At 44.1% G+C, this 18,425-nt stretch carries 17 protein-coding genes; 3 read left to right on the top strand and 14 right to left on the bottom strand.

Going from position 1 to position 18,425, the window contains the following annotated elements:
* Window positions 1-53 precede the first annotated feature (53 nt).
* Genes hemG through pepQ form a run of 4 tightly spaced genes read right to left on the bottom strand, consistent with a single transcriptional unit; the run spans window position 54 to window position 4,087 of the window.
* Window positions 54-602, bottom strand: coding sequence for a menaquinone-dependent protoporphyrinogen IX dehydrogenase (gene hemG, locus XPG1_RS13800; RefSeq protein ID WP_045959563.1), 549 nt, complete (start codon window positions 600-602; stop codon window positions 54-56).
* A gap of 50 nt (window positions 603-652) precedes the next feature.
* Complete coding sequence (trkH, locus tag XPG1_RS13805; protein WP_045959564.1) at window positions 653-2,104, bottom strand: Trk system potassium transporter TrkH; 1,452 nt, start codon at window positions 2,102-2,104, stop codon at window positions 653-655.
* A 34-nt stretch (window positions 2,105-2,138) separates the two neighbouring features.
* Window positions 2,139-2,753: an IMPACT family protein gene (locus tag XPG1_RS13810; RefSeq protein WP_045959565.1), complete on the bottom strand. Its 615-nt coding sequence runs from the start codon at window positions 2,751-2,753 to the stop codon at window positions 2,139-2,141.
* Window positions 2,753-4,087: a Xaa-Pro dipeptidase gene (gene pepQ / locus XPG1_RS13815; protein WP_045959566.1), complete on the bottom strand. Its 1,335-nt coding sequence runs from the start codon at window positions 4,085-4,087 to the stop codon at window positions 2,753-2,755. The genes XPG1_RS13810 and pepQ overlap by 1 nt, the downstream gene beginning before the upstream one ends.
* A gap of 272 nt (window positions 4,088-4,359) precedes the next feature.
* On the opposite strand from pepQ, the gene fadB reads away from it, so the two are divergent.
* Window positions 4,360-6,546, top strand: a complete 2,187-nt coding sequence (gene fadB, locus XPG1_RS13820; RefSeq protein WP_045959567.1) for a fatty acid oxidation complex subunit alpha FadB — start codon at window positions 4,360-4,362, stop codon at window positions 6,544-6,546.
* Window positions 6,547-6,557: 11 nt separating this feature from the next.
* Window positions 6,558-7,721: an acetyl-CoA C-acyltransferase FadA gene (gene fadA, locus XPG1_RS13825; RefSeq protein ID WP_045960771.1), complete on the top strand. Its 1,164-nt coding sequence runs from the start codon at window positions 6,558-6,560 to the stop codon at window positions 7,719-7,721.
* Between the two features lie 73 nt (window positions 7,722-7,794).
* Here fadA and fre read toward each other — a convergent pair whose 3' ends face one another.
* Window positions 7,795-8,496 (bottom strand): NAD(P)H-flavin reductase, encoded by a 702-nt coding sequence (fre, locus tag XPG1_RS13830; RefSeq protein WP_045959568.1) that lies wholly within the window; start codon window positions 8,494-8,496, stop codon window positions 7,795-7,797.
* A 10-nt stretch (window positions 8,497-8,506) separates the two neighbouring features.
* On the bottom strand, window positions 8,507-9,979 hold the full coding sequence (gene ubiD, locus XPG1_RS13835; RefSeq protein ID WP_045959569.1) for a 4-hydroxy-3-polyprenylbenzoate decarboxylase: 1,473 nt from the start codon (window positions 9,977-9,979) through the stop codon (window positions 8,507-8,509).
* Between the two features lie 430 nt (window positions 9,980-10,409).
* Here ubiD and rfaH point away from each other — a divergent pair, with 430 nt between their 5' ends.
* Window positions 10,410-10,898, top strand: coding sequence for a transcription/translation regulatory transformer protein RfaH (gene rfaH, locus XPG1_RS13840; RefSeq protein ID WP_045959570.1), 489 nt, complete (start codon window positions 10,410-10,412; stop codon window positions 10,896-10,898).
* A 114-nt stretch (window positions 10,899-11,012) separates the two neighbouring features.
* Here the strand turns inward: rfaH and hemB are convergent, their stop codons facing one another.
* The 8 genes from hemB to rmuC all read right to left on the bottom strand — a co-directional run bounded on the left by hemB (window position 11,013) and on the right by rmuC (window position 18,306).
* On the bottom strand, window positions 11,013-12,029 hold the full coding sequence (gene hemB / locus XPG1_RS13845) for a porphobilinogen synthase (RefSeq protein WP_045959571.1): 1,017 nt from the start codon (window positions 12,027-12,029) through the stop codon (window positions 11,013-11,015).
* 124 nt (window positions 12,030-12,153) lie between these two features.
* A complete protein-coding gene (tatC, locus tag XPG1_RS13850) occupies window positions 12,154-12,939 on the bottom strand; it encodes a Sec-independent protein translocase subunit TatC (protein WP_045959572.1) in 786 nt (261 codons plus the stop codon).
* A gap of 3 nt (window positions 12,940-12,942) precedes the next feature.
* Window positions 12,943-13,431 carry a Sec-independent protein translocase protein TatB gene (tatB, locus tag XPG1_RS13855; RefSeq protein ID WP_045959573.1) on the bottom strand — a complete coding sequence of 163 codons (489 nt, stop codon included), beginning with the start codon at window positions 13,429-13,431 and terminating at the stop codon, window positions 12,943-12,945.
* Between the two features lie 3 nt (window positions 13,432-13,434).
* The gene (tatA, locus tag XPG1_RS13860; RefSeq protein ID WP_045959574.1) at window positions 13,435-13,698 is read right to left on the bottom strand and encodes a Sec-independent protein translocase subunit TatA; all 264 of its coding nucleotides are present in this window, start codon (window positions 13,696-13,698) and stop codon (window positions 13,435-13,437) included.
* Window positions 13,699-13,822: 124 nt separating this feature from the next.
* The gene (ubiB, locus tag XPG1_RS13865; protein WP_045959575.1) at window positions 13,823-15,457 is read right to left on the bottom strand and encodes a ubiquinone biosynthesis regulatory protein kinase UbiB; all 1,635 of its coding nucleotides are present in this window, start codon (window positions 15,455-15,457) and stop codon (window positions 13,823-13,825) included.
* Window positions 15,444-16,118: a ubiquinone biosynthesis accessory factor UbiJ gene (locus XPG1_RS13870; protein WP_084717319.1), complete on the bottom strand. Its 675-nt coding sequence runs from the start codon at window positions 16,116-16,118 to the stop codon at window positions 15,444-15,446. Before XPG1_RS13870 ends, ubiB begins: the two co-directional genes overlap by 14 nt.
* A 1-nt stretch (window position 16,119) precedes the next feature.
* Complete coding sequence (gene ubiE, locus XPG1_RS13875; RefSeq protein ID WP_045959576.1) at window positions 16,120-16,875, bottom strand: bifunctional demethylmenaquinone methyltransferase/2-methoxy-6-polyprenyl-1,4-benzoquinol methylase UbiE; 756 nt, start codon at window positions 16,873-16,875, stop codon at window positions 16,120-16,122.
* A 75-nt stretch (window positions 16,876-16,950) separates the two neighbouring features.
* Window positions 16,951-18,306, bottom strand: a complete 1,356-nt coding sequence (rmuC, locus tag XPG1_RS13880) for a DNA recombination protein RmuC (protein ID WP_173425876.1) — start codon at window positions 18,304-18,306, stop codon at window positions 16,951-16,953.
* Window positions 18,307-18,425: the final 119 nt, after the last annotated feature.

The raw sequence follows: 18,425 nt of genomic DNA on the forward strand, positions 1-18,425 counted from the left end.
TCTTTCCGTTCGTATTTTTTTTACCCAAAGCGATGCAATAACCAGCAAAAAAGCTATTTTTGAGACGATTTAACACACGACATTTGCAAAAACGTCTCAGAAAAACCCACAACCTGTTCCCAATCCGTGTATTCAATTTCTTTTGTTGTATCGGTTTCTCCTCCGGTCATACGCATAATGAACTGAATCATAATGCGATCTAACCAGCAATAACGTGGATACAGTAAGGCTCCAGCAAAGACTTCGCATAAATCAGGCTGCCACGGACTTTGGATTAAAAATTTGCGTACATAAGCATTCGTTTCTGGTGTTCTTTTTTCCGGCTTTCTCGCTGTTAAATTGACACCAAAGAATGCTGTTGGCATTTGGTTCAATTGTTTTTGGTGCTTGCTGATAAAATTATTCAATACAGAATTGAAGCGACCATAGCGTATTGATGCGCCTATCATGATTTTTTGGTAAGGCATCAAATTGATCTGCTTGATTGTTGCAAGATCTCTTAAATCACACCCAACACCAGCACGACGGAGATTCTCTGCAATACGCATAATAATTTTTTTGGTTTGTCCATCCCGAGTGGAATAGAGCAATAAATAACTCATAGCTACGCCCCTATTAAATAACGGATCACAGATAAAAATTGACTCATTCACTATTCGCGCCAAAACGTCGGTGTAAACAAGACTAATAATGTGAACACTTCCAAACGTCCAAATAACATGGTGACAATCAACACCCATTTAGCTTCAGGCTGCATAAATACAAAGTTCTCAGCAAAGTTTCCCAACCCTGGCCCCAAATTATTCAAGGTTGCCGCGATGGCAGAAAAAGCAGAGAACTCGTCAACACCTGTTGCAATCAGTAGCAACATACTAATAAAGAAGACAAGCGCATAAGCTGAAAAAAATCCCCATACCGCTTCTATAATTCTTTCCGGCAAGGCTCGCCGCCCTAATTTGATGGTATATACCGCATTCGGATGCACTAAACGTTTTAATTCGCGGGAACCTTGCAAGAACAACAACAAAATACGGATAACTTTGAGTCCCCCACCAGTCGAACCGGCACATCCCCCGATGAAGGCAGAAGTTAACAGCAATAAAGGTAAAAACAGGGGCCATTCGTGAAATTTTATCGTTGTAAATCCGGCCGTTGTCGCCATAGAGACTACTTGGAAAAAAGCGTGGTTCAATGCATCCAATTCTGATTGATAAAAGGAATGTTGCCATAATATCAGCACACAGATTGCCAACAATGCCAACTGAATCGTAATGAACATGCGAAATTCTGGATCACGCCAATACACTTTCAAGCTGCGTCCAGAAAGGACGGCAAAATGCAGGCCAAAATTACAGCCTGAAATCAATAAGAAAATAGCAATGATGATATTGATCGTCTGACTATTGAAAAAGCCGATACTGGCATCGTGAGTGGAAAACCCACCAATAGCAATAGTAGAAAAGCTATGTGAAATCGCATCGAATACCGACATCCCGGCAGCCCACAATGCTATTGCACAGGCGACAGTTAACAAGACATAAATCAGCCAAAGCGTTTTTGCTGTTTCTGCGATACGGGGGCGCATTTTATTATCTTTTAATGGCCCCGGCATTTCTGCCCGATAAAGCTGCATACCCCCAACACCGAGGAGAGGTAAGATCGCGACAGCCAAGACGATGATCCCCATTCCTCCCAACCATTGCAACATTTGCCGATAGAACAAGATCGCTTTAGGGAGGTTATCAAGGCCAACAAGCGTTGTTGCCCCTGTTGTTGTCAAACCCGAAAATGATTCAAAAAAGGCATCAGTGATGGAAAGGTTAGGTTTTTCAGCGAAAATAAACGGCAATGCCCCTAAACTTCCCAATACAGTCCAAAAGAGGACAACGATCAAAAAACCCTCTTTCGGTTTCAGATCAGCTTTTTGCTCACGATTAGGTATCCACAACATTAAACCAATGATAAGGGCAAAGATGAATGTTTCGCTAAATGCACTCCCTGCACCATCGCGATAAATTAATGCTACCAGCCCCGGAATAGCCATCGTGAAAGAGAAAAGAATGACAAGAAGTCCAACAATACGGGTTATGGCACGAAAATGCATTCGGCGGGTTCCTTAGAAATCCGGTATGACGAAATCATGGTGATTTTGGTGTTAAAAACAGAGCCCCACGGCTCAAATTCCGCAATTTATCACCGATTTCCCCTGCAAGGGTAGCGGGCAGTGAAACTTGCAATGTGACATTTTCGGCGTAATCACTGGCGATCACTTGTCCAGCGAATTGATGTAATAGCTGTTCTACCATTGAAATATGCGAGTATTCGCATTGTAACTGAAATAATTTCTGCGGTACTTTATATTCAGTTTGCAGCAGTTTCAGGGCTTGCTGTACACCATTACCATAGGCTTTGACTAGTCCCCCTGTCCCAAGTTTTATGCCGCCAAAATAGCGAACAGATACCGCAGTAATTTCTCCCAAACCACTCCCTATTAATTGCGCAATCATGGGCTTACCGGCAGTTCCGGTGGGTTCGCCATCATCAGAAAACCCTAACTGTTGGGAGTCGTCTGGTGCACCGGCCACAAAAGCCCAACAATGATGCCGCGCATCAGGATATTGTGCTTTGATAGTCTGGATAAAGGATTTAGCTTCATCCACCCCACTGGTGTGCTCCAGCAGGGTAATGAAACGACTCTTTTTTATTTCTTCAGTAAAGCTGACTGAAGCCACCGGGATCAAATAAGGCTTCATTACGATAATTGTAAGTCTCTGGTCATGTTTTCAATTTTTCCATCGTGAATCACGATGTTATCTTCAATGCGAATACCACCATAAGATTTTAACATGTCGATTTTTTTCCAATCGAAATGTTGACTGTCTTCGCTTTCACGCCACTGAGCTAATAAGGTTTCAATGAAATAGATCCCCGGCTCAATGGTCAAAACCATTCTTGGCTCCAAGATACGGGTGCAACGCAAATAAGGATGCGTTACCGGGGCGGCCAGATGGGTTCCGCTATCATCTTGCATAAACCCGGCAACGTCATGTACCTGTAAACCCAGGGGATGACCAAGCCCATGTGGAAAAAAGGGGATTGTCAATCCTTTCTCAACCACCCCCTCTTCACTGATCCCATGAATAATATCATGTTTTTTCAGTATCCTGGCGATGCGTCTATGCATATTAAGATGATAATCGCTATATCGGGTTCCTACTTTAATTGTACCGATTATCGCCTGTTGTTCTTCGTTCAAATCCTTTATCAGTGAGGCGAAATCGTTATTGGATTTTGCTGAGTAAGTTCTAGTAATATCCGCAGCATAGCCATTATATTCCGCTCCGGCATCAATTAAGAAGCTGCGTATTTCAGAGGGAGTTTTCTGGCGTAATGTATTGTAATGCAACACCGCTGCATTCTCATTTAAGGCGATAATATTATCATAAGGAACATCGGTATCACGATGGCCGGTTGCCATCAGATAAAACAGATTAATTTCGAATTCACTGACGCCAGACAAAAATGCCTCGTAAGCGGCTTGATGGCCGTTAACAGCCGTTTTCTGCGCTTCACGCATACACGCTAATTCATAGTCTGTTTTATATGAACGATGGTAATTCAAATAATCCAGGACAACTTTTGAATTGATATTGTGATCAAGAATACCCAAAGATTTGGCACGTTCCGCTTGTTCACCAATATAAGCCACATTCTGTTTTGGTAATCCATTCAGTTTTGTACTGATATCTTCAGCGTTCGCCAAATGAATCATGGCTATTTCATCAGTCCAGTAGCCATTGGGCAGGGGTTCAACACTATGCCAGTAATCTACTGGCGAATAGAACCAAAGCTTAGGTTTATTGACGCCATCAATCCACAGCCAACAATTCGGCACTTTAGTGACAGGTACCCAAGCCTTAAAATGTGCATTGACCTTAAATGGATAATAACCATCATCAAGAAAAATCCGTAATGATTCACCGGAATGAATAAGCAGTGCGTCAAGCTGAGTCCGTGCCAAAATTTCGCGGGCGCGTTTTTGCAAGGTTTTGATATGTTCGCGGTACAGAGGTGCCAACTTTTCCATCTTCATTAACCTCTTGATTTTTTTGCAGAGGCTTAAATATTACCACAATTCATTATTGTGAAAGCTATCATGTGAAAGGCCACGTTCCAAAAACAAAACTGCTATTTTTATATTTTTCAAAAAATTAACAAAATATATTGTCCTCCATCATAAATCTTACCTGTGATCGAACCTACAAAAATTAATCATTAGTTTGCATTAAATTAACACAGTAATCACAATTACCCTCATCTGGTCATACCAGATGGTATGCACTCATTGAGGAGAATGACATGCTCTACCTAAGTGAAACTATTCAAGTAAAATGGCTAAAAGATGGCATTGCTGAACTGATCTTTAATGCACCCGCTGCGATTAATAAATTAGATACCAAAACGGTTGCTTCACTGGATAAAGCTATTTCTATCCTTGAGCAACAACCTGAATTAAAAGGGCTACTATTACGTTCTGAAAAACAAGCCTTTATTGTCGGTGCAGACATCACAGAGTTTTTATCACTGTTTAATGCCCCCGTCGAAAAACTGCGTGACCTGCTTGATTTCGTCAACCGCATTTTTAATCGTATCGAAGATCTCCCCGTTCCGACGGTTTCCGCCATTAATGGCTATACCCTTGGTGGTGGGTGTGAGTTGGCACTTACAACAGATTTTCGTGTTGCATCACCAGATCTTCGCATCGGATTACCAGAAACTAAATTGGGCATTATGCCGGGGTTCGGAGGATCTGTTCGTCTGCCACGCTTGATTGGCACAGATAATGCCCTAGAAATTATCTCCGCAGGAAAAGATATTAACGCTGAAGCAGCACTGAAAAATGGCCTGGTTGATGCCGTCGTTTCTGCTGAGAAACGGGTTGATTCTGCCGTTTCAATTCTGGAACAAGCCATTCGTGGCGATTTGGATTGGGCAGCAGCCCGTCAGCTTAAATTGCTGCCACTCAATCTCAATGAGATCGAACGTACCATGAGTTTTACTGTAGCAAAAGGGATGGTAATGAAAGCCGCTGGCCCTCATTATCCAGCGCCAATCACTGCGGTAAAAACCATTGAAAAAGCAGCGACACAAGGTCGCGATGAAGCCTTGAAACTGGAATCTGCCAGTTTTGTCTCATTAGCACACACTTCCGTTGCCCGTGCTTTAGTCGGCATCTTCCTGAATGACCAATATGTTAAAGGGCTGGCGAAAAAACACCTGCAAACCGTCACAACCCCAGAACATGCAGCGGTATTGGGGGCGGGGATCATGGGTGGCGGTATCGCCTACCAGTCAGCGCGCAAAGGTATTCCTGTCTTGATGAAAGACATCAATCAAAAAGCGCTGGATTTAGGCATCAATGAAGCAGCGAAACTGCTGCATAAACAATTTGAACGTGGCCGCTTAGATGCCATGAAGATGGCCAAAATTCTGTCATCCATTCAACCGACACTTAACTATGCCGGGATTGAACAATCCCAGATCGTTGTTGAAGCTGTCGTTGAAAATCCGAAGATTAAAGCGGCCGTGCTGGCTGAAACAGAATCACATATCAGCGATCACTGTATTCTGGCGTCTAATACCTCCACGATCCCCATCACTGAATTAGCGAAATCACTAAAACGCCCAGAAAACTTCTGTGGGATGCATTTCTTTAACCCGGTACATCGTATGCCGTTGGTTGAAATTATTCGCGGAGAGAAAACGTCAGATCAGACAATTTCAAGCGTTGTCGCGTATGCCACAAAAATGGGGAAAACCCCTATTGTTGTCAATGATTGCCCTGGTTTCTTTGTAAACCGTGTTCTGTTTCCCTATTTGGCTGGTTTTGGCATGTTGCTGCGTGATGGCGGTGATTTTCGTCAAATCGACAAAATCATGGAAAAAGAATTCGGCTGGCCAATGGGCCCGGCTTATCTTCTTGATGTGGTTGGCATCGATACGGCTCACCACGCACAAGCGGTTATGGCGGTGGGATTCCCGGATCGTATGAACCGCGATTATCGGGATGCCATTGATGTATTGTTTGAAAATCAACGTTATGGTCAGAAAAATGGCGTTGGTTTCTATCAATACACACCAGATAAAAAAGGCAAACCGAAAAAAGAGCCAGACGAGACGACGGATCAGTTACTGGCAGGCATCAGCAAACCAAAACAGGTTTTCTCTGGCGAAGAGATCATTGCCCGGACGATGATCCCAATGATTAACGAAGTCGTTCGTTGCTTAGAAGAAGGCATCATTGCCAGCCCGGCAGAAGCCGATATCGCACTGATTTATGGCCTGGGTTTCCCGCCATTCCACGGTGGTGTTTTCCGTTATCTGGATACACTGGGAACCGCCGCCTACGTGAAGATGGCAGAAAGTTATGCTCACTTGGGCGCACTCTATCACGTACCCGCTGGCCTGAAAGCAAAATCCGAAAGCAATGAAAGTTACTATCCTGCACCCGCAGAGCTTGCTGTTAATCCAGGTGAAAAAGTGTGAGGTCTGAAAACATGGAAAACGTAGTTATTATTGATGGTATCCGTACCCCAATGGGGCGCTCGAAAGGTGGTGTATTCCGTCAGGTTCGTGCCGAAGATCTCTCCGCACATCTGATGACATCAATACTCAAGCGCAATCCTGCTGTTAAGCCTGAAGAGATTGATGATATCTCTTGGGGATGTGTGCAACAAACCCTTGAACAAGGATTTAATATTGCACGTAACGCTGCTTTGCTGGCAGGAATACCTCACACGGTTCCCGCCGTGACTGTCAACCGTCTTTGTGGTTCTTCAATGCAATCACTGCACGACGGCGCCCGCCAGATCATGACTGGCGATGCCAATATTGTGATGGTGGGTGGTGTTGAGCATATGGGGCACGTACCCATGACGCACGGTGTCGATTTTCACCTCAAATTAAGTCGAAATGTTGCCAAAGCAGCAGGTGTGATGGGACTGACGGCAGAAATGTTGGCCAAAATGCACAATATTAGCCGTGAAATGCAGGATGAATTTGCCCTACGCTCTCATCAGCGGGCAGCTCAAGCAACCGAATCACAAGCTTTTACCAACGAGATCGTGCCTCTATATGGGCATGATCCTGACGGGAATATAAAACTCGTCACTTTTGATGAAGTTATCCGCCAAGATACGAGCCTAAAAGATTTAGCGGCACTGCGTCCTGTCTTTGATCCCATCACCGGCAGTGTGACTGCGGGTAATTCCTCCGCACTTTCCGATGGTGCTTCTGCCATGCTGATCATGGGCGAAAGCAAAGCCAGGGAATTAGGGTTACAGCCCCGTGCTCGTATCCGTTCAATGGCGGTTGTTGGATGTGATCCTTCCATCATGGGTTATGGTCCTGTACCTGCAACCCAAAAGGCGTTGAAAAAAGCCGGATTAAGTCTGACAGATATTGATGTAATGGAATTCAACGAAGCATTCGCGGCACAATCGTTGGCTTGCATGAAAGGGCTGAATCTACTGGATAGTATCGATGACAAAATCAACTTGAATGGTGGTGCAATTTCCCTTGGTCACCCGTTAGGATGCTCTGGTACTCGCATTACAACCACCCTTCTTAATTTAATGGAACGCAAAGATGCTCAATTCGGGCTATCAACCATGTGTATTGGCCTAGGACAAGGTATTGCCACGATTATTGAAAGAATATAAATTGTTACCGCAGTTTCCCGCCTGTCAGGGGCGGGTTTTTTATTTTTATCATGTTATTTTGCTGGCAAGCAGATTAAATAAACTCAAAGGCATCGCCATACATGCGATCGATAGATGCGTCACGTTCACTGCAAAACCGTTCTCGGGCGATTTTAGCCATCTCAAAGCGACCGGCGATGTAGATATCATGGTTTGCCAAACTGCCAAAATCTTCCAAAACCGCACTTAATACCGTGCCTGTTCGACCAGCCCACTGTTCATCAACTTGTTCAACGACAGGAACAACCGTCAAATTGGGATAAGACTGACGCAATAATAGCAACGATTCCAAATCATACAGATGTTGCAATTCTCGGCCTCCCCAATAGATAGCAATTTCTCGGTTAGGGTTTTTCTCCAGTGCCGCCAATAAGATAGAACGTGCATATGAAAATCCTGTTCCTCCAGCGATCAATAACATGGGATTTTCACTGTCTTCGCGAAACCATGCCTGGCCATGTGGCATATCAATATCAATGACTTTCTGATCCAAAATTCTATCCATAACAGCCATCGCATAGAGATTTAATTCAGAAGCCCCAATATGTAACTCAATGAGCTGTTTTTCTGATGGTGGTGATGCCATGGAAAAAGGGCGCTTATCCCTTTCATCCATCACCACCATTAAATATTGCCCTGCTCGGAAAGAAAAAGGCGAATCAGGTAATAAACGAACCCGATAAACTGTATCTGTAATGGAGTCAACCGATGTTACTTTACAACTCAATATTGTCATGCGTTCCCTCTTATCGCTTCAAAATATCTAATTGATCCCAGATTTCATCGACACGGGACCGAATTTCATCGCTCATCACTATCGGACGCCCCCATTCCCTTTGTGTCTCTCCTGGCCATTTATTCGTTGCATCTAACCCCATTTTTGAACCCAGTCCAGAAACAGGCGAGGCAAAATCGAGATAGTCAATGGGCGTATTTTCCATTAAGACCGTATCTCTTTGCGGATCCATTCGCGTTGTTATCGCCCAGATGACATCATTCCAATCTCGCGCATTGATATCATCATCACAAACGATAACAAATTTTGTATACATAAATTGCCTCAGATATGACCAGACTCCCATCATGACTCGCTTGGCATGGCCTGCATATTGTTTTTTTATGGTCACGACAGCAAGTCGATAAGAGCAGCCTTCTGGTGGCAAATAAAAATCGACAATTTCAGGGTATTGTTTTTGCAGTATGGGAACCAGAACCTCATTCAACGCAACACCCAGCACCGCAGGCTCATCCGGTGGACGGCCAGTGTATGTGGAATGATAGATAGCATCACTGCGTTGGGTAATATGAGTCACTGTAAATACCGGGAACAGATCTACTTCATTATAATAACCGGTATGATCACCATATGGTCCTTCTGGTGCCATTTCGCCAGGTTCAATGTAACCTTCAAGGATAATTTCAGCACTGGCAGGGACTTCCAGATCATTAGAGATACATTTAACGACTTCTGTTTTATGTCCACGCAATAATCCAGCAAACGCATATTCAGATAAAGTATCCGGTACGGGAGTCACAGCCCCTAATATTGTGGCAGGATCGGCGCCCAATGCAACGGACACCGGGAAACGCTCGCCCGGATGAGCCTGACACCACTCCTGAAAGTCCAGAGCGCCCCCACGATGTGATAACCAGCGCATAATCAGCTTATTTTTACCCAATACTTGCTGGCGGTAAATCCCCAGGTTCTGACGCTCTTTATTAGGCCCCTTCGTCACCGTCAATCCCCATGAAATCAATGGTGCGGCATCTTCTGGCCAACAATGCATCACGGGAATACGACTGAGATCGACGTCTTCCCCTGCCCAAATCTGTTCCTGACAAGGCGCAGAACTGAGGCGTTTAGTTGGCATGTTCAAAACCTGTTTAAATTTAGGCAGCTTATCAACCAAATCACGAAAGCCTTTTGGTGGCTCAGGCTCTTTCAGGAAAGCCAATAATTTACCGACTTCATGCAAAGCTTTAACATCATCTTGCCCCATTCCCATCGCAACACGTTTAGCTGTTCCAAACAAATTGCACAACACAGGCATTGAATATCCCTTAGGATTTTCAAATAATAAGGCTGGACCACCGGCACGAAGAGTACGATCTGCGATTTCAGTCATTTCCAGATAGGGATCAACTTCCACACGAATTCGTTTTAATTCACCTGATTGTTCCAACAAGGAAAGAAAGTCTCTTAGATCGCGATATTTCATTTTGTTCATTTGTGTCGATTTTAAGGAGGGAAAGCCATTATAAGCCCTTCCATGAGGGTTACAAGGTAAACGCATAACTTGCCAAAAAGCAATGGACTTAGGGCAATCTTGTGGAATAGATTGCTCAGATGCCGCGAAATAACACAAAACTCAGCCATTCTTTCATCGCCGATTTCGCCCCTGCCCCTATGAAGATGATATATTCATATCTCTTATCATTAATCATCTTTTTCCACGACGCCTGTCGCACGTCAAAATACAGGCGAAGTTCATAGGATAGATAACGCCATCCATCTATTTTGATTGAAAATAAGCGCTGTAGACTATAGAAAAATACCGTTTACACTTAAAATAACGTGTACCTTTATTAATGACCCTTTAGTGCTAGTTTTGTTATGCTAGACGTTCTATGCCATGGAGTCGAAATATTATGGAAAAGTGGTATCTTCTTTACTGTAAACGTGGACAAATCTTTCGAGCAATAGAGAACTTAGAAAGACAAAACGTTACTTGCCTGACCCCCACTGCCAAAATTGAAAAAATCGTTCGAGGTAAACGAACCACTGTTACTGAGCCACTGTTTCCCAATTATCTGTTTGTTTGTTTTGATGAAAATGTCATTCATACCACAACCATTAGTTCAACACGCGGTGTCAATAATTTCGTTCGGTTTAATACTGAACCTGCTGTCGTACCACAGAAATTAATTGATGAGTTAATGTCTATCACAGAGCAAGAATATATTGCACCAGAGACTCCCGTTGCTGGCGATACCGTCTTAATCACTGAGGGCGTTTTCGAAGGTATTCAGGCTATTTATAAAGAGCCGGATGGAGAAGCCCGATCCATTCTCTTCCTGAAAATCCTCAATAAAGAAGTTCCTAAGGCTTTAGATAACAAACACTTCACGAAAATTTAATCAAAAAATGGGCAATTTTGCCCATTTTCATTCTTGGTTATCTGTATTATCCCGATGGATCATATTGCCGTTATTATTGGTACGTCGATATACCCCACCATTTTTCGACGGCGTTTAGCCCTTTTGTTCATGTAACCACTGCGCGACACGTTTAGCAAAATAAGTCAGAACGCCATCAGCGCCTGCCCGTTTAAAACACAGCAATGATTCCATAATCGCGGGTTGCTCTTGCAGCCAACCGTTTTGAATAGCCGCCATATGCATGGCATATTCACCCGAAACCTGATAAGCAAATGTTGGCACACCAAACGTATCTTTTACTCGACGAATCACATCCAAATAGGGCATACCCGGTTTAACCATGACGCTATCAGCCCCTTCCTGCAAATCTTGTGCGATTTCCTGCAAGGCTTCATCACTGTTTGCCGGATCCATCTGATAGGTCATTTTATTTCCCCCTTTCAGATTACCGCTAGAACCAATAGCATCTCTAAATGGCCCATAGTAACAAGAAGCATATTTGGCAGAATAAGCCATAATCTGAGTATTGACATGATTATCGGTTTCAAGCTGCTCACGAATAGCACCGATACGGCCATCCATCATATCACTGGGTGCAATAATCTCAGCGCCGGCTTCCGCATGGGACAGAGCCTGCTTCACCAGAATATCTTTGGTAATGTCATTGATCACATAACCCCTTTGATCAATCACACCATCCTGTCCATGGGTTGTGAACGGATCGAGCGCAACATCCGTCAAGAGACCTAATTCAGGAACCGTATTTTTCAAAGCACGTACTGAACGTTGGATCAAACCATCAGGATTGTAGGCTTCTTTGGCATCCAATGATTTTTTGTCTGCTTCGATAACGGGAAACAGAGATAAAACAGGAATACCCAGTCGGGCAATCTCTTCTGCTTCTTTCAGCAAAAGATCGATTGTCAGACGATACACTCCTGGCATGGAAGGGACTTCCTGACGCCGATTTGTTCCTTCCATAACAAAGACAGGGTAAATCAGGTCATTAACGGTAAGTTGATTTTCAGCAACTAAGCGGCGGGAAAAATCATGACTGCGTACACGGCGCATACGACGACCGGGAAAAACGCCCGGAAATACATAGCTCATACTGTTCTCCTAATATAAAACCCAGCGGCAAAGCACTGGGTTAACCACCTTCGCTTGGTGGCAATGATGTTAACATCATCAATCAATTAGCGGTAATCATGAATAATTAGGATTGGGTTATTTTTTAATGATCATGGGTATCATTTCCTGACTCATCCTCTGCCTTGGCGGATTTACGCCTCCCTTTACCTGATTGACCCACATAGAATTGCGACAACACGATCCCCAATTCAAATAACAAATACATGGGGACAGCCAGCAACGTTTGGGAGAAAACATCGGGTGGCGTTAGTAACATACCCACCACGAACGCCCCGACCAAAATATAAGGACGTTTCCTTTTCAACGATTCCGGTGTTACCACGCCACTCCAACACAGCAGAATAATGGCAATGGGTATTTCGAAGGAAACACCAAAGGCCATAAAGAGTGCCATGACAAAGCTTAAATAATTGCTGATATCCGTCGAGATCACAACGCCGGTCGGTACGGTCTTGATAAAGAAACCAAATACAATGGGGAATACGACAAAGTATGCAAACGCCATTCCCAGATAAAACAATACACTACTGGAAAACAGCAGAGGCATAATCAAACGCCGTTCATGCTTATACAGTGCCGGGGCAATAAATGCCCATACTTGATAAAGGATCATGGGTGCCGACACAAAGATAGCCACCATAACGGTCAATTTAATCGGGGTAAAAAAAGGCGATGCAACATCTGTTGCAATCATATTTGCGCCTTTAGGTAATTGTTCCATTAAGGGCGCGGCAACAAGCTGATAAATGTCATTGGAAAAATAAACCAATGCCAGAAACACGATCAGCACAGTCATTAAGCTATTTAAAATCCGCTTACGCAGTTCAATCAGATGACTGATTAGGGGTTGAGTATCATCCGCAGACATGTTTCAGTGTTCGCCATTTGCTTGTTCAGAGGATTTTTTTTTCTGTTGTGCTAGGTTAGCACTCGATTTTTCTGACATTACCGATTCTGAACTTAATTGTTGTTGTTCCGAATGAGCGTGTCTTGCAGCCGATTGCGGCGCAGAAGCATGAAAATGAGTCTCATCTTCCTCCAATTCCTTCATTTCATCCGGTTTTAATTGATAGGTATTTTTCAATGATTCAGCCGCTTCCTTTAGCTCCTCCATTGATGCCTTCAATTCTGGCGACAACAATTGTAGATCCGCCTTTTCCTCCATTTTTTTCAGCGTGTCCTGAAGTTCTTGCAATTTCAATGCCTGAGCAAGTTCATTCTGGACATTAGCCGCCAAAGAGCGTAATCCCCGGATCCACCCCACCACCGTTTTAACCGCAATAGGTAAACGTTCAGGCCCCAGAACAACCAAGCCAATAATCATTACCAACAGCAGTTCACTAAAACCAATGTCAAACACGGTTTATACCTGCTCTTTATCTTTACTTTTACTCTCTGATTTTTCAGATTGTGCAATTGTAGACTTTTCGGTCAAGTTTTTTGTTTCGAAATCAGCATCCCGGCTCGCTTCTCCCGATTGATCTGGTTTTTCATCATCACTCATGGCCTTTTTGAAGCCTTTAATTGATGCCCCTAAGTCTGATCCCAAAGTACGAAGCTTATTCGTGCCAAACAACAGAACGACGATGACGGCAATAATGAGCAATTGCCAAATACTTATCCCCATACTGATCTACCTCTCATCAGAATATTACCAGTGATTAAATTATAAACCTTATGTTTAAAAATAACGCAACAATACCCAGGATCGTAGCAAAATGCTTTTTACTTACAGTTAACGCTCATGACGACTAACGTTTACTTAAATGACGCCAACCTAATCCCCATGATGCAATGCCAGCGCCGATCATTCCCCAGGCCAGATGCTTCTGATCTATGGTGAGAAACAAACTACCGCAGATAAAAAGGGTGGCACCAACGCCCAGTAAATAAAGAGACTTGCGTTGCTTAAGCTGCTGATCCCTGAATTGTTTCGATATCTGATTAATGCTGGTCTGCAAACGTTGGTGCTGTTGTAACGTGCCATACACCAGTTCCGGCAGCTCTGGTAGTTTTTCCGCCCAATAGGGCGCCTTTTCTTTAAAGGCACGTATAATGGCAGGAAGTCCAACCTGATCATGCAGCCAATCTTCCAGAAAAGGTTTTGCGGTTTTCCACAGATCAAGCTGAGGATAGAGTTGACGTCCCAGTCCTTCAACATACAACAGTGTTTTTTGCAGCAGAACCAGTTGGGGCTGAACTGTCATATTAAAACGACGGGCAGTATTGAACAGGTTCAGAAGAACATGCCCGAATGAGATCTCAGCCAAAGGTTTTTCAAAAACTGGCTCGCAGACGGTACGGATGGCAAATTCAAAATCTTCCACATTCGTATCTGCCGGCACCCAACCAGAATCGACATGTAATTCCGCGACCCGACGATAATCACGGTTAAAGAAAGCAATAAAATTTTCGGCCAGATAGCGTTTATCCTCTTTATTCAAAGAACCCACAATCCCGTAATCAATGCCGATGTAGGTAGGGTCTTCCGGCTTTTCATAACTGACAAAAATATTACCGGGATGCATATCCGCATGGAAAAAACTATCGCGGAAAACTTGGGTAAAGAACACCTGAACTCCACGCTCAGCCAATAATTTCATATTGGTACCCTGCGCTTCCAGCGCGGCAATATCTGAAACCGGAATGCCATAAATACGCTCCATCACCAATACATTCTCCCGACAATAATCAGGATACACTTCTGGTACATAGAGCATCGAGCTATCGTCAAAATTACGACGCAACTGGATTGCGCTTGCAGCTTCACGTAATAAATTCAGCTCATCAAGCAACGTTTTTTCATATTCGCGCACAACTTCACGGGGGCGAAGACGCCGGCCATCAGGTAAAAAAGGAAGCAGATTTGCCAAACGATACATTAACTTCACATCCGCTTTAATGACTGGCAGAATATCTGGGCGTATAACCTTCAAGACAACTTCTTTACCATTTTCTTTCAAACGGGCAGTATGCACCTGAGCGATGGAAGCTGAAGCTAATGGCTGTGGGTCAAACCCGTCAAACCATGTTTCCAAAGGACCTTCCAGGGCGGTTTCAATCGATTTTCGTGCGACTGCACCATCAAAGGAAATCACCCGATCTTGCAGCATCGAGAGCTGATCTGCGATCGCCGTCGGGAACAAATCACGGCGAGTAGAAAGCATCTGCCCCAATTTAATCCACACGGGACCAAGTTCTTGTAATGCTAAACGTAAACGTTCGCCGAGGGGTTTATCCTTGTGCTTATTCGGTATCCAAAACAGTAAATAACGCCCAAAACGCAACGGCCACGTCAAACGAATAGTGGGAATAAGCTCATCCAATCCGTAGGAAAGAAAAACCCGGATGATAAAATACAGTCGCTTAATTTCACTGGGTGTCATGCTTTCCCTCCAGTGCTGCCAGCCGTTTTTCTAGCTGGTTTATCTTATTGGCAACGGCATTAACTTCTTCACTGAAATAGGCCACTTCCAACGCACTGGGCGCCAGTTTCCACTCTTCTGTCAATGATTCAATGAAGTCTTTTTTCTTGCTTGCCATGGTATTGCCGACAAATTCAACGCTTTTCTTCATCATCCGGCTGACACCTTCTGCGGCAATATCACCAACATAAGGGGAAAGATAATGAGCGGGGTCCCACTCTGACATATCCAGTAAAGCTGACCATTGTTGAATAACCTGCATATCCCCTTCGATGACTATTTCACCACTGTTAATCAGGGCGGAAAGACACTGACGATCCCGTAGCTTGAGTAACGCCGGTATCGTCGCTTTCATTGAGCAATCGGCCAGCCCTGAGCATTGGCTCAAAACATCCACCTGCCTTTCGCTGAATATCAGTACAAATGGGGTTCCAATTTCTTTCAACGTGATAGACAGGATCTTACCGGACAGTCTTAAACGGGCAGGTTTTAATACCGTTTCGCGGTATAATAAATGATTCAGCGTTGTTTCCAGAAAAGCGCTCAATATGGTCAACAACGCGTTATTATTGAATAGCCTAGGCGCAGAACTGACGCTATGGCTTAATCGGGGTGTTTCCATTTCAGAATTTGAACCCTTTATGCAGTGCAACAATGCCACCCGTCATATTAGTATAAGAAACCTGGTCAAAACCGGCCTCTTCCATCATGCTTTTTAAGGTGTCCTGATCAGGATGCATGCGAATAGACTCCGTCAGATAACGGTAACTGTCCGCATCCTTCACAACCATCTGACCAATTCGCGGCAAAATATGGAATGAATAAGCATCATAAACCTTGCTTAGCGGAGCCAATACCGGTTTGGAGAATTCCAGTACTAAGAGGCGCCCACCCGGCTTAAGCACCCGGTACATGGAACGCAAGGCTTTTTCTTTATCCGTGACATTACGTAGGCCAAAGGAAATGGTAATACAATCAAAATAATTATCCGGGAAAGGCAATTCTTCCGCGTTAGCCTGGACATAATTGACATTGCCGACAATACCGGTGTCTCGTAATTTTTCGCGCCCAACTTTCAACATTGAATCGTTAATATCGGCCAGAATAACTTGACCTTTTTCGCCAACAATTCGGGAAAATTTCGCGGTTAGATCACCCGTTCCTCCGGCGAGATCAAGCACCTTATGACCACGGCGAACACCACTTGCTTCGATAGTGAAACGTTTCCAGATACGATGAATGCCAAATGACATCAAATCATTCATCAGATCATATTTCGAGGCCACAGAGTGAAACACCTCTGCCACCATATCTTTTTTCTCTTCTTTGGCTACGGAGCGGAAACCAAAATCAGTGGTTTCTTTCGATTGATCTGCCATGTTATTTGTCCGCTTTTTATTCAAAAAAATTTATAGCAAGTGTATCAGCCTTTCCAATAAAACCCTATCCAGACTTCACTCATTCACCTGCAACGATTGGAAGGACTTATCAATAAACTGTGAATCAATGGGGCGTTTCACCTCTACGCCTAAATCACGAAATCCTTCAGCCTGACTAATCAAGTTCCCTCGACCTTCAACGAGTTTTTTCATTGCAAGATGATAACTCGCTTGTGCTTTGTTGAGGCTGTGCCCCAATCCTTGCATATCATCCACAAACAGCCGCATTTTGTCATACATTCTGGCGGCTTTATCCGCAATCAAACGGGCATTTTGGCTTTGATATTCATAACGCCACAAGTTATTGATCGTACGAATAGCCACCAACAGCGTCGATGGGCTAACCAGCATAATATTATGTTTTAATGCTTCATCAAGTAGCTCTGGTGCGTGATTGAGTGCCACCAAATAAGCTGGCTCTACCGGAATAAACATCAAGACATAATCCAACGATCGCAATCCGGGTAACTGTTGATAATCTTTTCGGCTCAGACCACGAATGTGCCCTTTGATCGAATGAATATGCGCCTGTAATGCCTGTGCCCGTTGCTCCTCGTTATCACTATTAAAATAACGCTCATAGGCAACCAGCGACATTTTGGCATCAATCACAACATCTTTCCCCTGTGGCAGATGCACAATGACATCGGGCTGAAAACGTCCACTGTTTTCAGTTTTAATGTTGACCTGTGTCTCGAATTCATACCCTTCACGCAAGCCAGAAGCCGCCAAAACACGCGCCAATACTATCTCTCCCCAATTCCCCTGCATTTTATTGTCTCCTTTCAGAGCCTGGGTGAGATTAATAGCCTCTTTTGCCATTTGTGCATTGAGTTGCTGAAGATGACGGATTTCGTGGGTCAAAGTGTGGCGTTCACGCGCTTCCTGCCCAAAGCTGTCTTGTACCTGCCGGCGGAATCCTTCTAGCTGTTCACGAAATGGTATCAGTAGATTACTGAGATTTTGGCGAGTGTATTCGTCGGTACGGTGTCGATTCTGCTCAAAAATACGGTTAGCGAGATTTTCAAACTGGATGCTCAATCGCTGCTCGCTATTGATCAATAAATGCTGTTTCTCCTCCGCCGCTAATTTGTTTTCTTCAAGCCGAGTGCTCAATTCCCGCAACTCGGCTTCCTGCACCCGATTAACTTCACGTTGAGCCAAGAGTGCCTGATTTAATTGATCGCATTCAGCATGCCAATAGTGGGATTGTTCCAGCTTTTCATGACTGACGGCCAATTGGCTATATAATTCGCGCAGCGCCTGCTCTTTTTGCTGGATTTTCTGATGGACAGAGAGCCAGACGAAGATCCCGCCGCCCAATAATCCACTTAAGCTACCAATCAACATATATAACCATTGGATATCCACCAGTACACCCTCACTAACACCATTGCAGCCAAACTTCGGTTAACGTCTCAGGTTCACTCGCCTCAATGTAAGTTAAATAGATGCTGTATAGATGTCCAGAATATTCACGCGCTTTCTTT

Origin of the sequence: Xenorhabdus poinarii G6, from assembly GCF_000968175.1 — a bacterium.
In the GTDB taxonomy this organism is placed as follows: Bacteria; Pseudomonadota; Gammaproteobacteria; order Enterobacterales; family Enterobacteriaceae; genus Xenorhabdus; species Xenorhabdus poinarii.

What these genes read in the sequence shown, in the direction of transcription:
- hemG (WP_045959563.1), bottom strand. Translation starts at nt 602, where the DNA reads ATGAGTTATTTATTGCTCTATTCCACTCGGGATGGACAAACCAAAAAA.
- trkH (WP_045959564.1), bottom strand. Translation starts at nt 2,104, where the DNA reads ATGCATTTTCGTGCCATAACCCGTATTGTTGGACTTCTTGTCATTCTT.
- XPG1_RS13810 (WP_045959565.1), bottom strand. Translation starts at nt 2,753, where the DNA reads ATGAAGCCTTATTTGATCCCGGTGGCTTCAGTCAGCTTTACTGAAGAA.
- pepQ (WP_045959566.1), bottom strand. Translation starts at nt 4,087, where the DNA reads ATGGAAAAGTTGGCACCTCTGTACCGCGAACATATCAAAACCTTGCAA.
- fadB (WP_045959567.1), top strand. Translation starts at nt 4,360, where the DNA reads ATGCTCTACCTAAGTGAAACTATTCAAGTAAAATGGCTAAAAGATGGC.
- fadA (WP_045960771.1), top strand. Translation starts at nt 6,558, where the DNA reads ATGGAAAACGTAGTTATTATTGATGGTATCCGTACCCCAATGGGGCGC.
- fre (WP_045959568.1), bottom strand. Translation starts at nt 8,496, where the DNA reads ATGACAATATTGAGTTGTAAAGTAACATCGGTTGACTCCATTACAGAT.
- ubiD (WP_045959569.1), bottom strand. Translation starts at nt 9,979, where the DNA reads ATGAAATATCGCGATCTAAGAGACTTTCTTTCCTTGTTGGAACAATCA.
- rfaH (WP_045959570.1), top strand. Translation starts at nt 10,410, where the DNA reads ATGGAAAAGTGGTATCTTCTTTACTGTAAACGTGGACAAATCTTTCGA.
- hemB (WP_045959571.1), bottom strand. Translation starts at nt 12,029, where the DNA reads ATGAGCTATGTATTTCCGGGCGTTTTTCCCGGTCGTCGTATGCGCCGT.
- tatC (WP_045959572.1), bottom strand. Translation starts at nt 12,939, where the DNA reads ATGTCTGCGGATGATACTCAACCCCTAATCAGTCATCTGATTGAACTG.
- tatA (WP_045959574.1), bottom strand. Translation starts at nt 13,698, where the DNA reads ATGGGGATAAGTATTTGGCAATTGCTCATTATTGCCGTCATCGTCGTT.
- ubiB (WP_045959575.1), bottom strand. Translation starts at nt 15,457, where the DNA reads ATGACACCCAGTGAAATTAAGCGACTGTATTTTATCATCCGGGTTTTT.
- XPG1_RS13870 (WP_084717319.1), bottom strand. Translation starts at nt 16,118, where the DNA reads ATGGAAACACCCCGATTAAGCCATAGCGTCAGTTCTGCGCCTAGGCTA.
- ubiE (WP_045959576.1), bottom strand. Translation starts at nt 16,875, where the DNA reads ATGGCAGATCAATCGAAAGAAACCACTGATTTTGGTTTCCGCTCCGTA.